This window comes from Pseudomonas sp. zfem003, assembly GCF_032621675.1.
GTDB classification, from domain to species: domain Bacteria; phylum Pseudomonadota; class Gammaproteobacteria; order Pseudomonadales; family Pseudomonadaceae; genus Metapseudomonas; species Metapseudomonas otitidis.
The window spans coordinates 248,269-261,594 of the sequence record NZ_JAVYJG010000003.1; the positions used below are offsets into that span (position 1 = coordinate 248,269).

Genomic DNA, 13,326 nt, shown 5'->3' on the forward strand with positions numbered 1-13,326 from the left:
GCGCCGCTTCTACACCGGCAGCGTCAGGTAGAACTGCGCCCCCTCGCCGGGGCGCGAATAGATGCCGATGCGCCCGCCGTGCAGCCGCACGATCTCCTTGCACAGCGCCAGCCCCAGGCCCACGCCGCCGGGGTTGTGCCCCAGCTGCACGAAGGGCTCGAAGATGCGCGCCTGCTGGCTGTAGGGCACGCCGTCGCCGTTGTCCTCCACGCTGAGGATCACCCGCTCGCCGTGGCGGCGTGACTGCAGGCGGATACGCCCGTCGCGGGGGGCGTGGCGCAGGGCGTTGCTCATCAGGTTGTCCAGTACCCGCTCCAGCTGCGGGCGGTCCACCGGCACCCGGGGCAGCGGGCCCTGCAGGTCCAGCTCGATGGCCACCTGCCGCTCCTCGGCCTGGGCCAGGAAGCGCTCGCGCACCCCGCCGAGCAGCTCGTCCAGGTCGCAGGGCGCCAGGGTCAGGGTCTGCATGCCGTTCTGGTAGCGGGAGAAGTGCAGCAGGTCGTTGATCAGCCGCACCAGCCGCTGCATCTCCTCGTCCACCGTCTGCAGCAGGTCCGCCTCGCGGGAGTCCGGCGCCACCTTTACCCGCTCGCGCAGCAGGCCGAAGGCCATCTGCATGCCGGTCACCGGCGTGCGTAACTCATGGGAGGCGCGCAGCACGAACTCGTTGCGCACCCGCTCGAAGGCACGCTGCTCGGTCACGTCGCGCAGCACCATCACCGCGCCCATCACCCGCGCATCGTCCAGGCTCACCGGGGTCAGCCGCCAGCTCAGCAGGCGGTGCTCACCCTCGGCGAGGATGTCCAGGTCCGGGTGCACCTGGTCCAGCGCCTGGCCGGCCAGCACCCGCCGGGTGGTCTCCTCCAGCGCCGGCACCGCCAGGGCGCGGCTCAGCGGCTGGCCCAGCTGCTCGGTGTCCCAGGCCAGCTGGCGCTGCGCCACCGGGTTGGCGTGCTCGATGCGGCCATCGCGGTCGAGGATCAGCAAGCCGTCGTCGATGCTGTCCAGCACCGCCTTCAGCCGCCGCTGCTCGGCCAGCATCTTCTCGATGTTGGTCTCCTTCAGCTGCCGCAGCGCCTCGGCCATCAGCCCGAAGCGCCGGCTCAGGGAGGCCATCTCGCTCACCGAGGAGAGCGGCAGGGTGACCTGGAAATCACCCTGGCCGATGCGGTCCGCCGCCCGCGCCAGCGCCTCGATGGGCGCGCCGAAGCGCCGCGCGATGCCGTGGGCGGTCACCACCCCGATCAGCAGCACCGCCAGGGCCAGCAGGCCCAGCAACCCGGCCACCAGCACCGCCCGCTCGCGGGTGTAGCGCTCGGTGCTGGAGATGTTGTCCAGGGCGAGGCGCTGTAGGTCCAGCATGGCGTTGCGGGTGGCGTTCAGGGCCTCGCTGAAGGCCACATCGTCCATCGGCTGGCGGTCGTCGCGGGCCGGCGTTGCCGACACCTCGACGAAGCGTGCGAAGTGCTCGGCGATGGCCCGGAAGCCCTCCCGGGTGCTCTCGTCCCGCGCATTCATCAGCCCCCGCTCCACCACGCTGCGAAAGTGCTGCTGGGCGTCGTGCAGCTTCACCGGGTCGGTGTGCGGCGCCGTCAGCAGCACCAACTGGTCGCCCAGGTGGCGGCGCATCTGCTCGCCCAGGTCGATGGTGGAGAAGTTGTAGGCGATCAGCTGCTCCTGGGAGCGCGCCAGCTGCATCACGCTGGTCACCCCCAGCAACAGCCCCAGCAGGGCCACGGTGATCAGCGCGGAGATGCTGAGGAACAGCCGCGTGCGCAGCTTCATCGGGAACCTCATAGGCCGTACTGCTTGCGCTTCCGGTACAGCGTGGAGGCGTCGATGCCGAGCGTCCGGGCCGCCTGGTCCAGGGTGTCGCTGGTGGCCAGCACCGCCGCGATGTGGGCCTTCTCCAGGTCCTCCAGGCTCATGGCGGCGCCGATGCGCGGGGCGTTGTTGGCGCTCGGCGCCTCGCTCAGGCCGAGGTTGCCGACGTCCACCAGCTCCTGGCCGCAGATGATGCTGGCGCGCTCGATGACGTTGCGCAGCTCGCGCACGTTGCCCGGCCAGGCGTAGTTCAGCAGTGCCTCACGCGCTGCCTCGCTGAAGCCCCGGGCCGGCCGCGCGTAGTCCTTCACGAAGCGCGCGAGGAAGCGCTCGGCCAGGCCCAGCAGGTCTTCGGTGCGCTCGCGCAGCGGCGGCAGGTGCAGGGTGATCACGTTCAGGCGGTAGAGCAGGTCCTCGCGGAAGCGCCCCTCGCGGACCATCTCGTCCAGGTTGAGGTTGGTGGCCGCGAGGATGCGCACATCGGCGCGGCGGGTCACCGCATCGCCCACCCGCTCGTATTCCTTGTCCTGGATGAAGCGCAACAACTTGGGCTGCAACGTGAGGGGAAAGTCGCCGATCTCGTCGAGGAACAGCGTGCCGCCGTCGGCCTGGCTGACCCGGCCCAGGGTGCTCTCGCTGGCCCCGGTGAAGGCGCCACGGGTGTGGCCGAACAGCTCGCTCTCCATCAGCTCCGCCGACAGCGACGGGCAGTTGATGGTCACGCAGGCCTTCTTCGCCCGCTTGCTCCAGCCGTGGATGGCGCGGGCCAGCTCGCCCTTGCCGGTACCCGACTCGCCGAGGATGAGGATGTTGGCGTCGGTGTTGGCCACCTGCCGGGCCGTTTCCAGCACCGCCATCATCGCCGGGCTCTGGGAGTCCAGGCCGTCACCGGGCTTGCGCACCTCGCCCTCCAGGGCCTCCAGGCGCGCGGTCAGCTGGCGCACTTCCAGCTGCTTGGCCGCCGACAGGCGCAGCTGGTCGGGGCTGCAGGGCTTGACCAGGTAATCCGCCGCGCCGGCCTGCATGGCGTCCACCGCCGTGTCCACCGCCGAATGCGCGGTGACGATCACCACCCGCATCCACGGCGCCTGCACGCGCATCTGCGCCAGCACGTCCAGGCCGTTGTCCTCGCCCAGGCGCAGGTCGAGGAAGCACAGGTCGAACACCTGCCGCTGCAGGATCGCCTCCGCCTGCGCCGCGCTGCTGGCGGTGGCCACGCTGTAGCCCTCGTCCTCCAGGCAGTACCGGAAGGTGCGCAGGATCGCCGATTCGTCATCCACCAGCAGGATGCGTCCGCGGGTTTCCGTTGCCGATGCCATGTTCTTGCTCCGCTGTGTCGTGTCGTTGTTCGAGGGCGCGTACCCCGCCATCGGGGCGGGACGCGTAGGGGGCCTAGGTGGCCGTCTGGTGCTTAGTCCAGGAAAGATCGTGCAAGTTGCAAGATGATTTCTTACACGGATTGCAGCCTGCATGCAGGCGGTATTTTCGGAGTGAGGCTAACTGACTGTTTTAAAAGGAAAAACGACTTTTTCAAGACCTGGCACAACGCTTGCGAAATCTCCTGCCGAGAGCGTCCGGAATCGCTCGGACCAGGAGAACGGAAGATGACCAGCACCACCGCACAACTGAATGAACTGATCGAGATCACCCGCGACGGCGAGCGCTTCTACCAGCACGCCATCGAAGAAGTCCGCGACCCCAACCTGCAGAGCCTGTTCCGCGAGATGGCCAGCGCCAAGACCGAGGTCATCCAGGCGCTCACCGTGCGCGTCGCCGCCAACCACGAGACGCCCTCCACCGGCGGCACCCTGATGGGCACCCTGCGCCAGGTCTATGCCGACACCCGCGCCGCACTGGCCAAGGACGAGTACGCCGCCTACGTCGGCCAGCTGGAGCAGGCCGAGGACCGCATCCTGCACGCCTTCGAGGATGCCCTGGAGACCGCCGAACCCAAGGTCCGCGAGCTGATCGCAGTGGAAATGCCCAAGGTCCGCGCCTGCCACGACCGCATGCGCAGCCTCAAGCAGTCCATGGCCTGAGGCGGCCCCGTCCGCCACCTGTGCAGGGAGGAGAACCGGCATGAACCGTCCACAACCCCGTCTCGCGCTTATCGGCAAAGGCCTGCTGGTCGCCTTCGCGGTGTTCCTGCTGATGCTGGTGGAACACCAGCTGCGCAGCGCCCTCAAGGCCCGCGAACACCTGCCCGCATTGCCCGCCCACATCGAAGTGGTGCCCACGCCGGCGGCGGACCAGCGCCCGGCCACCGCGCCGGCGGACGACCTGCACACCGTGGCGCAACAGCGCTTCCTCGAACCGACGCAGCAACCGCGCTGGGTGTTCTGACCCCAAGGAGCACGACCATGTGGACCCTGGCCCTCGTATTCGCCGCCCTGCTCACCCTCAGCCTGCTGGCCCTGGCCAGCGCCCTGGCGATGGGCAACGCGCTGCTGGAAAGCCATTACCTCAGCGACCTCGACCTCGACACCCCGGATCCCCACACGCCCCAGGACGAAGCCTCCGCCTCGTTCGGTGCACAGCACGACCTCGGCCTCGGCCTGGCGCGCTGAACCTACCTACCACGCAGGAGAACTCACCATGCTCAGTTGGGCCCTTACCTTCCTCGTCATCGCCATCGTCGCCGCTGTCCTGGGCTTCGGCGGTATCGCCGGCACCGCCGCAGGCATCGCGAAGATCCTCTTCGTGCTGTTCCTGGTGCTGTTCATCGTCTCGTTCATCTTCGGCCGCCGCCGCGGCTAGGGAGGCCCGATGCGCACGTTGCGCCCACTCTGCGCCGCCGTGCTGCTGGGCCTTGCCGGCAGCACGGCGCTGGCCGCCGACACCGACGCCGAGTACCGCCTCAACGAGCTGCTGGGCACCGACCCGCAGTACCGCGAGACGTGGCAGGACCTGGTGGAGGACGAAAGCCGCCTGCCCGAATGGGTGATGAACCTCAGCGGCACCGCCACGCCCATGCAGGCGGTCAACGAGGATGGCGACAAGTACCTGGTGGGCCAGCTGTGCGACAGCGCCGACTGCGCCCACCAGAAGCTGCTGGTGGCCTTCAGCTGGGACAAGGAGGACGCCTACGCCCTGCTGGTGCAGGTCCCGCCGGGCCTGCCAGCGGACAAATCGCCCAGCCGCCACGCCAGCCTGCGCTGGCTGGGCGAGCCGGACGAGGCCCAGAAGGCGATCCTCGACGCCGAGCTCCGGCGTGATCCGAACTGGTACTGAGCATTCAGACCACAGGTCCCGCAGGCGGGGCCACATGACCAGGGGGCCGGGTTGTTCCGCGTCGACAGGAGCGGCATGACCTAGGGGTACAGGGGGTACCTCCGCACAGGCGGGCCGGGTCAGGCGAAACCGACGCCGGGCGTTCCACACGGGACGCCCGGCGCGGCTCATTGATGTCCAGCCCACAGCTGGCCACCCGTCCGGCAGCCCTTCTGGCGCCGCCCCGATGCCCGCCGCTATCATCCGCCTCCATCGGATTCGAGGGACATCCCCCATGCTCAACGGCCTCTGGCTCGGCTTCTTCCTGGTGGCGGCAACCGCCGCGGCGGCACGCTGGATCGGCGGCGATCCCGGCGTTTGGGCGGCCATGGTGGAGAGCCTGTTCGCCATGGCCAAGCTCTCGGTGGAGGTCATGGTGCTGCTGTTCGGCACCCTCACCCTCTGGCTCGGCTTCCTGCGCATCGCCGAGCGCGCCGGGCTGGTGGAGCGCCTGGCCTGGCTGCTGGGGCCGCTGTTCCGCCGGCTGATGCCCGAGGTGCCGGCCGGGCACCCGGCGCTGGGGCTGATCACCCTCAACTTCGCCGCCAACGGCCTGGGTCTGGACAACGCCGCCACCCCCATCGGCCTCAAGGCCATGAAGGCCCTGCAGGAGCTCAACCCCAGCGCCACCGTGGCGAGCAACGCGCAGATCCTGTTCCTGGTGCTCAACGCCTCTTCCCTGACCCTGCTGCCGGTGTCGATCTTCATGTACCGCGCCCAGCAGGGTGCCAGCGACCCGACCCTGGTGTTCCTGCCCATCCTGCTGGCCACCACCGCCTCGTCCCTGGTGGGCTTGCTGAGCGTTGCCGTGATGCAGCGCCTGCGCCTGTGGGACCCGGTGGTGCTGGCCTACCTGGTGCCCGGCGCGCTGCTGCTGGGCGCCTTCATGGCGGTGCTCGCCGGGCTCTCTGCCACCGCCCTGGCGGCGCTGTCCTCGCTGCTGGGCAACCTGGTGCTGTTCGGGCTGATCCTGGTCTTCCTGCTCGCCGGGGCCCTGAAGAAGGTGCCGGTCTACGAAGCCTTCGTGGACGGCGCCAAGGAAGGCTTCGACGTGGCCAAGGGCCTGTTGCCCTACTTGGTGGCGATGCTCTGCGCCGTCGGCGTGCTGCGCGCCTCGGGCGCCCTGGAGTTCGGCCTGGACGGCATCCGCAGTCTGGTGGAATGGGCCGGCTGGGACACCCGCTTCGTCGACGCCCTGCCCACCGCGCTGGTCAAGCCGTTCTCCGGCAGCGCCGCGCGGGCCATGCTCATCGAGACCATGCAGAGCCAGGGGGTGGACAGCTTCCCTGCCCTGGTCGCCGCCACCGTGCAGGGCAGCACCGAGACCACCTTCTACGTGCTCGCCGTGTATTTCGGCGCCGTCGGCATCCAGCGCGCCCGCCACGCCGTGGGCTGCGCCCTGCTGGCGGACTTCGCCGGCGTGCTGGCCTCCATCGGCGTGTGCTACTGGTTCTTCGGCTGATCCCGGTTCCCGGCGCTTCCCGGGCTGAAGCCCGGGCTACGGCGCTCCGCATCGAACCCGGCGCCCGGGCAATGATGGGCTTCGCACCGCTCAGCCCATCCTGCGTTTGCCGCCATGCCCCGCTTCGTAGGGGGATCGCGCTTCACCGATCCACCGTCGTGGCCGTGCCGAGTGCCGTCCGTAGGATGCGGTGAGCTCGGCGAACCGCATCGATCCCCGAGCCACCGTTCGTAGGGTGGGCTTCAGCCCACCGCCGCTGGGCCGTGGATCCGCTCAACGAGGCTTGGGCGGCAACGGGTCTTCGGTGACCTCGAAACGCAGGGTGCCGATCATCTGGCCGGCCTCGGTCACCACCCGCACCTGCCATTGGCCCACCGGGTTGGCGGGGAAGCGCTGCTTGTGGGTCCAGGCGCGGTAGCCGGCCTCGCGGCCGCCGTGGATGTCGAGGGCGATGCGGTCCACCTCGCGGCCCTCGAAGCGCCATACGTGGTAGATGCGCTCGTTCAGCCCGCGCGGGGCGTTGATCGCGGTGTAGGCGTAGAGGCCGTCGGCCCGCAGCTTGGCGGCGGAGATCTGCTCCACGCCCTGTCCCGGGGTGCGCTGGTTCATCTCCGGCGTCACCGCCACTTCGGTCAGCCACAGGGTGGCCGGCGGCACCATCACCCGGCCCAGCCAGCCGGCGGCGCCCAGGGCCAGGGTCAGCCCCACCAGGGCCAGGCCCCGGCGCAGGCTGCGCACGCGCATGGCGCTGCACAGGCTGAGGAACGACAGCAGCACGGCGATGCCCAGGGCCCACTGGAAGCTCTGCGCCGTGGTCAGGTGCAGGATGATCGGCAGCGCCGTCAGCAGCACGGCGAACAGCGCCAGGGAGTGGTAGGCCAGGTACAGCCAGCGGCGCGGTGCCAGGGCGTTGTTGTAGACCGGGTCGGTGATGGAGAACAGCGCCGCCAGCCCCAGCACCCCGGTGAACAGGGCCTGGCCGCTGTTCCAGCTGGTGGTGATGAAGAAGAACGGCAGCACGAAGAAGAAGCTTTCCTGGTGGATCAGCTGGGTCAGGAAGCGCGTCAGCGCCGGCGGCAGCTCGATCTTCAGCCAGCGCTCGATGGCCCGGCGGAACAGGTTCTCCGCCAGCAGCCAGACCCAGCTCACCAGCATCAGCACCGCCACCACCTTGGCCAGGCGCGCGCCACGGTCCACCAGGATGAAACTGCCCACCCCCGAGCAGAACCCGTACAGCGCCACCAGGCGCGGGTGGCGCTGGATGAAGGCGATGAGGGCGAACAGGCGGTCTTTCCAGAACGTCATGGCAGGGCGGCGTGGCAGGCGGGGGGCGGAAGGATACTGCCGTCGGCCGCAGGCTGAGAAGCCGGGCCGACGGCCAGTTCAGCGCCGCAGGCGGCGGTGCAGCCACCAGCCGGCCAGGGCCAGCAGGGCGAGCAGCGCGGCCAGTAGCCAGGCCAGTTGCTCGTAGGTCAGCAGCGGTGCCTCGATGCGCAGGTAGCCCGGCTCGGCGAACAGCGCGCGGACGGTACTGTCGACCTGCTCCGGGGTGACCTGGGCGAAAGCCTTGGCGGTGCTCTCGAAGCGCCCGTCCTGGTAGGTGCCGAGGGCGCCCCAGTAGTAGTCCGCCAGGGCCACGTCGCCCTGGGCGACCCAGGCCTGGCGATCCACCGCCAGCCGGCGCAGGCGCTCGAAGCTGGTCCGGTCGACACCGTGCTCGCGCAGGCGCCGGGTGGTGTCCTGCAGCACCTGCACCGCTTCGTCGAGGTCCTCGCGCTCCAGGTCGGCGTTGAGGCTGGTGAAGGTCTGCCCGCCATAGGCGCGGCGGTCGGTCCAGGGGCCGTAGGAGAGGCCGCTGCGGATGCGCAGCTGCTGGTACAGCTCCCAGTCCAGGTAGTCCTGCAGCAGCTCCAGGGTGGCGTAGTCGGCCCCGTCCTCCAGCGGCTCGGGGAAGATCCAGTGCAGGGTGGCGCCATTGCCCACCAGCCCCTTGCGCAGGGTCAGGCGCGGCGCGGCCTCGGCGCTGATGGTGGGCAGCGCCGGGTGCTCGCGCACCTCCACCGGCGGCAGCTCGCCGTAGCGGCGATCGAGGTAGGCGGGCAGGCGCGGGTCGAGGTCGCCGACCACGATCAGGGACATGTTGTTGGCGCCGTACCAGGTGTCACGCACATCCTGCAGGCGCTCCAGGGTCAGCCCCTCCACCGAGGGGCGCTCGGCGCACGCCAGGCCCAGCTCCACGGCGAGCTGCTCGTGGGCCTCGCGGCCCAGGGACTGGTGGTCCAGCAGGCGCTCCAGATGCGAGTAGTGGCCGCCACCCTCGCGCTGCACTACGCGCTTGGCGGCGGCGACGCGGCCCTCGTCCAGGGGCGTTTCGCGGAGGATCGCCAGCAGCAGGTCGAGGGCCTGGCGCTGGTTGCGCGCGGCCACTTCCAGCACGAAGGCGGTGTCGCTGTCGCTGGTGAAGGCGTTCCACTCGCCGCCCAGGGCCTGCATGCGCGCCTCCAGGTCGGCCTCGCCATTGCCGGGCAGGCCACTGAAGAACAGGTGCTCCAGCAGATGCGGCAGCTCTTTCTCGTCGCAGGCGAAGTCGTCGAAGCCGACCCCCACCACCAGGCGGATGGAGACGTGGCCCCGGTTCGGGGTGGGCTTGAGGATGACCTGCAGGCCGTTCTCCAGCAGGTAGCCCTCGACCTGGTCACGGTCGAAGGCGTGGGCAGGGGTGCCGAGCAGGAGCAGCAGGCAAAGCAGGTAGCGCATGGCGGGCGGGGACGGCGGCTGGCGGGAACGAAGCGCCGAGCATAGCGGATCGTCCGCCCCCGTGCCCGTCTACGACAGGCTTCGCCGCCCACTCCAGAACTGCAGCGCCAGCTGCCGCAGGTTGACCGCCAGCCCCGCCACCTCGCCGGCGCTGTGGTGGCTGCACTGGCCGCTGGCGGCGTTCTGGTCGGCCGCCAGGCGGATGGCCTCCAGGCTGCGCTGGATCTCGTCGCCGGCGGCGCCCTGCTGCTCCACCGCGCTGGCTATCTGCAGGCTCATGTGGGTGATCGCCGCCACCTGCTGGTTGACCTGCTCCAGCGCCTGGCTGGCGCGCCGGGCCTGCTCCAGGCTGTCGCCAGCGCGTTCGCCGCTGCGGCGCATGGCCTGCATCGCCTGTTCGCTGCAGCTCTGCAGGGCGCTGATCATGCGGTGGATCTCGGCGGTGGACTGCTGGGTGCGCCCGGCCAGGGCCCGCACTTCGTCGGCCACCACGGCGAAGCCGCGCCCGGCCTCGCCGGCACGGGCTGACTCGATGGCGGCGTTGAGCGCCAGCAGGCTGGTCTGCTCGGCCACGCCCCGGATCACGTCGAGCACTTGGCCGATCTCGCCGCTGCGGGCCTGCAGGGTTTCCACCACCCAGCCGGCCTCGCGCACTTCGCGGTCCAGTTCGGCGATCCGCTCGCAGGTGGCCTGCACTTCCTCGCGGCCCAGGCGGGCGGCGTCGTCGGTGCGGTCGGCGGCGCTGGCGCTGTGCTGGGCGCTGCGCGCCACCTCCTGCACGCTGCTGGCCATCTGGCTCATGGCGCCGGCCACCTGGTCGGTCTCCTCCAGCTGGCGCTGGCTGCCGGCGCTGCCCCGGCTGACCGCCTCGGCCAGGCGCTCGGCGTGCTCGGCCAGCAGGTGGGAGGATTCGGCGATGCGCCCCACCAGGGCGCCGGCCTCGGTCTCCAGCATCTGCAGGCACAGCGCCAGGCGGCCGAACTCGTCGTGGCGCTGGCAGTACACCGCCTGGCTCAGGGGGTTGTCGGCGATGGCGCCGGCCCGCGCCAGCAGGGCGTCCAGCGGGCGCAGCTGCCAGCGCAGCCAGGCGCCGGCGGTGAGCACCGCCACCAGCAGCGAGGGCAGCGCGGCCCACTCGCCCTCGGGGGCCAGCACGGCGTGGGTCAGCAACCCGAGCACGCCACCCAGCAACGGGCCGCCCAGCAGGCGCAGGTGCAATGGCAGGGGCGGCGGGCGCAGCGGGCGCCCGCTGGACAGCTCGGCATAGAGCCGCTCGGCCCGGGCCACCTGCTCACGGGTGGGGCGGGTGCGCACCGACTGGTACTCCACCACCTGGCCTTCGCGCACCACCGGGGTGACGAAGGCGCTGACCCAGTAGTGGTCGCCGTTCTTGCAGCGGTTCTTCACCAGGCCCATCCAGTTGCGGCCGGCCTTGAGGGTCTGCCACAGGTGCTCGAAGGCCGCCGGCGGCATGTCCGGGTGGCGCACCATGTTGTGACTGCGGCCCAGCAGCTCCTCACGGGTGAAGCCGCTGATGTCGATGAAGTCCTGGTTGACGTGGGTGATCACGCCCTTCAGGTCGGTGGTGGAGAGGATGTTGGCGTCGGCGGGGAAGTCCACCGCGCGTCCGGTGACCGGCAGGTTGCGCTTCATCGCTGGGCCCCCTCGAAGGTGCGGCTGGGCTGGCCGTGCAGGCAGGCGAGGCTGTCCTCGCCGTCCAGCAGGCGCTGCAGGTGGTCCGGGGCGCGCGGCTGGCTGAACCAGAAGCCCTGGGCGTAGTGGCAGTCCTCGTCGAGGAGGAAGTCCAGCTGGGCCGGGTTCTCCACGCCTTCGGCGATCACCTCCAGGCCGAGGCTGGCGCCCAGGCCGATGATGGCGCGGGAGATGGTGCGCAGCTCGGCGTCGTCGGGCACGCCGGCGATGAAGCTGCGGTCCACCTTGAGGATGTGCAGGGGGAAGCGCTTGAGGTAGCCGAGGGACGAGTAGCCGGTGCCGAAGTCGTCCAGCGCCAGGCGCACGCCCTGGCAGGCCAGCTCGCGCAGGCAGGCGAGGGTGTCGGCGCCGTCCTGCATCAGCAGGCTCTCGGTGATCTCCAGCACCAGGCTGGCCGGGTCCAGCCCGGTCTCGGCGAGGATCGCCCGCAGCCGCTGGGCGAAGCCCGGCTGGTGCAGCTGGCGGCTGGAGAGGTTGACCGAGCAGCGCAGGTCGGCCTGGCCGGCCCGTTGCCAGGCGCGGGTCTGGCGGCAGGCCTCGCGCAGCACCCAGTCGCCCACGGCGATGATCTCGCCGGACTCCTCCAGGGCCGGGATGAAGCGCGCCGGGGACACCAGGGCATCGCCCTGGCGCCAGCGCAGCAGGGCCTCCACCGCCACCAGGCGCGGCTGGCCCTGGTCGACCCGGCAGATGGGCTGGTAGTGGAGGAAGAACTCCTGCCGCGCCAGGGCCTGGGCCAGGGCACTTTCCAGTTCCAGGCGCTGCTTGGCGGCGGTCTGCAGGTCCTGGCTGAAGCGGGCGATCTGCGCCTTGCCGGATTCCTTGGCGCGGTACAGCGCCAGGTCCGCCGCCTGCAGCGCGTCGATGGTCTGGCCTTCGGCCTGCAGGGCGGTGAAGCCGATGCTGGCGCTGACCACCAGGGTGCGGTCGTCCAGGTGCAGGGGCTGGTGCAGGCTTTCCAGCATGCGCTTGGCCACCTGCTCGGCATCGCCCAGGTGGGCCAGGTCGTCCAGCAGCACGACGAACTCGTCGCCGCCGAAGCGCGCCAGGTGGTCGCCGGGGCGCAGGCAGCGCTTGAGGCGCTGGGCCACCTCCACCAGCACGCGGTCGCCCACGGCGTGGCCGAGGCTGTCGTTGATCAGCTTGAAGCGGTCCAGGTCGATGAACAGCAGCGCCGCCTGCCGCGCGCCGGGCTTTAGCTGGCGCTGCAGGGCCTGTTGCAGCAGTTCGTCCAGGCGCAGGCGGTTGGCCAGGCCGGTGAGCGGGTCGTGGCGGGCGGCATGGCTGAGCTGGTGCTCGGTGGCCTTGCGCTGGCTGATGTCGCTCTGGGAGCCGGCCATGCGCTGCCCTTCGGCAACGCCGCGCACCTGCACCCAGAGGTAGCCGCCGGTCTGCTGGCGGATGCGGTACTCGTGGCTGAGCCAGGGCGCGTCGCCACGCAGGTGGGCGTCGATGGCCTGGCGCAGGGCCGGCAGGTCGTCGGGGTGGACGCGGGCGAACCAGGCGGCGCTGGTCTCGCCGAGGGCGTCCCGGGGCAGGCCGAGCATGCTCGCCCAGCGCTCGGAGACGTAGAGCCGGTCGTGGGCCAGGTCCCAGTCCCAGATGCCGTCGTGGGCACCGCGCAGGGCGCGGGCGAAGCGCGCCTCGCTGTCTTCCAGGGCCTGGCGCTGGGCGGCGCTGTAGGTGTCCACCGCCAGGGAGATGTCGAAGAACACCACCTTCAGCAGGCTGCCCAGGGTGCGGGTGGCGTCGCTGTCGCCCAGCAGGCTTTCGACCATTTGCGCCAGGTACAGGCGGTAGGCGCCCAGGTACCACTTCAGGTCCACGCCGACGTGCTGGTGCACCAGCCCCACGCGCAGCCGGTTGAGCACGTAGTCCGTGTCGTAGGGGCCGCTCCACAGGCGCTTGTAGTAGTCCAGCTGGCTGGCCTTGAGCCGGGCCAGGGTGGTCGGGTTGCGCAGGATGCTGGCCAGCGGCGGGAACGCCTCCAGGTGCGCATAGAGGTGCTCGACGAAGGCCAGGTGGACGGCTTCCATGGCGTCGGCATGGCGGTTCAGGCGCTCCGCGTCCAGGGCCTGCCAGTCCAGGTAGCGGCAGCGCTGGTCGATCTCGCGGTTGCTCAGGCCGATGCGTGCGCGCAGGCCTTCCAGTTGTCCTTTCAGCTCCATAGCGTCTCCCATGGATCACGGGCAATAAAAAAGGCGCCACGGGAGGCCGTTCCAATTGGAACGGCCTCCCGTGGCGCCTTGTCTTGCAGGCCCTTCGTCCTGCCCGGCAAAGCCGGCCCCCGCTGCCTGCGG

At 70.6% G+C, this 13,326-nt stretch carries 12 protein-coding genes; 6 read left to right on the plus strand and 6 right to left on the minus strand.

The features are described from left to right. Positions 1 to 9 precede the first annotated feature (9 nt). A complete protein-coding gene (locus tag RTK35_RS07315) occupies positions 10 to 1,797 on the minus strand; it encodes a KinB sensor domain-containing domain (protein WP_074969973.1) in 1,788 nt (595 codons plus the stop codon). Next, a complete protein-coding gene (gene algB / locus RTK35_RS07320; protein WP_044406239.1) occupies positions 1,794 to 3,143 on the minus strand; it encodes a sigma-54-dependent response regulator transcription factor AlgB in 1,350 nt (449 codons plus the stop codon). The genes RTK35_RS07315 and algB overlap by 4 nt, the downstream gene beginning before the upstream one ends. Positions 3,144 to 3,428: 285 nt before the next feature. On the opposite strand from algB, the gene RTK35_RS07325 reads away from it, so the two are divergent. From RTK35_RS07325 to RTK35_RS07350, 6 genes are all read left to right on the plus strand, one after another. Beyond that, positions 3,429 to 3,863, plus strand: a complete 435-nt coding sequence (locus RTK35_RS07325; protein WP_044406241.1) for a ferritin-like domain-containing protein — start codon at positions 3,429 to 3,431, stop codon at positions 3,861 to 3,863. 40 nt (positions 3,864 to 3,903) lie between these two features. After that, positions 3,904 to 4,167 carry a hypothetical protein gene (locus tag RTK35_RS07330; RefSeq protein ID WP_044406243.1) on the plus strand — a complete coding sequence of 88 codons (264 nt, stop codon included), beginning with the start codon at positions 3,904 to 3,906 and terminating at the stop codon, positions 4,165 to 4,167. A gap of 17 nt (positions 4,168 to 4,184) precedes the next feature. Further along, a complete protein-coding gene (locus RTK35_RS07335) occupies positions 4,185 to 4,391 on the plus strand; it encodes a hypothetical protein (protein WP_074969975.1) in 207 nt (68 codons plus the stop codon). Positions 4,392 to 4,419: 28 nt separating this feature from the next. Next, positions 4,420 to 4,581, plus strand: coding sequence for a DUF1328 domain-containing protein (locus tag RTK35_RS07340; protein ID WP_044406249.1), 162 nt, complete (start codon positions 4,420 to 4,422; stop codon positions 4,579 to 4,581). A 9-nt stretch (positions 4,582 to 4,590) separates the two neighbouring features. Continuing rightward, on the plus strand, positions 4,591 to 5,055 hold the full coding sequence (locus RTK35_RS07345; protein ID WP_316907707.1) for an inhibitor of vertebrate lysozyme family protein: 465 nt from the start codon (positions 4,591 to 4,593) through the stop codon (positions 5,053 to 5,055). A gap of 274 nt (positions 5,056 to 5,329) precedes the next feature. Continuing rightward, positions 5,330 to 6,556, plus strand: a complete 1,227-nt coding sequence (locus tag RTK35_RS07350) for a nucleoside recognition domain-containing protein (RefSeq protein WP_074969981.1) — start codon at positions 5,330 to 5,332, stop codon at positions 6,554 to 6,556. Positions 6,557 to 6,829: 273 nt separating this feature from the next. On the opposite strand, the gene RTK35_RS07355 is transcribed toward RTK35_RS07350, so the two are convergent. From RTK35_RS07355 to RTK35_RS07370, 4 genes are all read right to left on the minus strand, one after another. Further along, positions 6,830 to 7,861, minus strand: a complete 1,032-nt coding sequence (locus RTK35_RS07355; RefSeq protein ID WP_301151412.1) for a DUF5924 family protein — start codon at positions 7,859 to 7,861, stop codon at positions 6,830 to 6,832. A 78-nt stretch (positions 7,862 to 7,939) separates the two neighbouring features. Beyond that, positions 7,940 to 9,313 carry a pitrilysin family protein gene (locus tag RTK35_RS07360; protein WP_316907708.1) on the minus strand — a complete coding sequence of 458 codons (1,374 nt, stop codon included), beginning with the start codon at positions 9,311 to 9,313 and terminating at the stop codon, positions 7,940 to 7,942. A gap of 69 nt (positions 9,314 to 9,382) precedes the next feature. Beyond that, positions 9,383 to 10,966, minus strand: coding sequence for a PAS domain-containing methyl-accepting chemotaxis protein (locus tag RTK35_RS07365; RefSeq protein ID WP_142013124.1), 1,584 nt, complete (start codon positions 10,964 to 10,966; stop codon positions 9,383 to 9,385). Continuing rightward, positions 10,963 to 13,194, minus strand: coding sequence for a putative bifunctional diguanylate cyclase/phosphodiesterase (locus tag RTK35_RS07370; RefSeq protein ID WP_316907709.1), 2,232 nt, complete (start codon positions 13,192 to 13,194; stop codon positions 10,963 to 10,965). Before RTK35_RS07370 ends, RTK35_RS07365 begins: the two co-directional genes overlap by 4 nt. Positions 13,195 to 13,326: the final 132 nt, after the last annotated feature.

What these genes read in the sequence shown, in the direction of transcription:
- RTK35_RS07325 (WP_044406241.1), top strand. Translation starts at nt 3,429, where the DNA reads ATGACCAGCACCACCGCACAACTGAATGAACTGATCGAGATCACCCGC.
- RTK35_RS07335 (WP_074969975.1), top strand. Translation starts at nt 4,185, where the DNA reads ATGTGGACCCTGGCCCTCGTATTCGCCGCCCTGCTCACCCTCAGCCTG.
- RTK35_RS07345 (WP_316907707.1), top strand. Translation starts at nt 4,591, where the DNA reads ATGCGCACGTTGCGCCCACTCTGCGCCGCCGTGCTGCTGGGCCTTGCC.
- RTK35_RS07355 (WP_301151412.1), bottom strand. Translation starts at nt 7,861, where the DNA reads ATGACGTTCTGGAAAGACCGCCTGTTCGCCCTCATCGCCTTCATCCAG.
- RTK35_RS07360 (WP_316907708.1), bottom strand. Translation starts at nt 9,313, where the DNA reads ATGCGCTACCTGCTTTGCCTGCTGCTCCTGCTCGGCACCCCTGCCCAC.
- RTK35_RS07315 (WP_074969973.1), bottom strand. Translation starts at nt 1,797, where the DNA reads ATGAGGTTCCCGATGAAGCTGCGCACGCGGCTGTTCCTCAGCATCTCC.
- RTK35_RS07370 (WP_316907709.1), bottom strand. Translation starts at nt 13,194, where the DNA reads ATGGAGCTGAAAGGACAACTGGAAGGCCTGCGCGCACGCATCGGCCTG.
- RTK35_RS07350 (WP_074969981.1), top strand. Translation starts at nt 5,330, where the DNA reads ATGCTCAACGGCCTCTGGCTCGGCTTCTTCCTGGTGGCGGCAACCGCC.
- RTK35_RS07330 (WP_044406243.1), top strand. Translation starts at nt 3,904, where the DNA reads ATGAACCGTCCACAACCCCGTCTCGCGCTTATCGGCAAAGGCCTGCTG.
- RTK35_RS07340 (WP_044406249.1), top strand. Translation starts at nt 4,420, where the DNA reads ATGCTCAGTTGGGCCCTTACCTTCCTCGTCATCGCCATCGTCGCCGCT.
- RTK35_RS07365 (WP_142013124.1), bottom strand. Translation starts at nt 10,966, where the DNA reads ATGAAGCGCAACCTGCCGGTCACCGGACGCGCGGTGGACTTCCCCGCC.
- algB (WP_044406239.1), bottom strand. Translation starts at nt 3,143, where the DNA reads ATGGCATCGGCAACGGAAACCCGCGGACGCATCCTGCTGGTGGATGAC.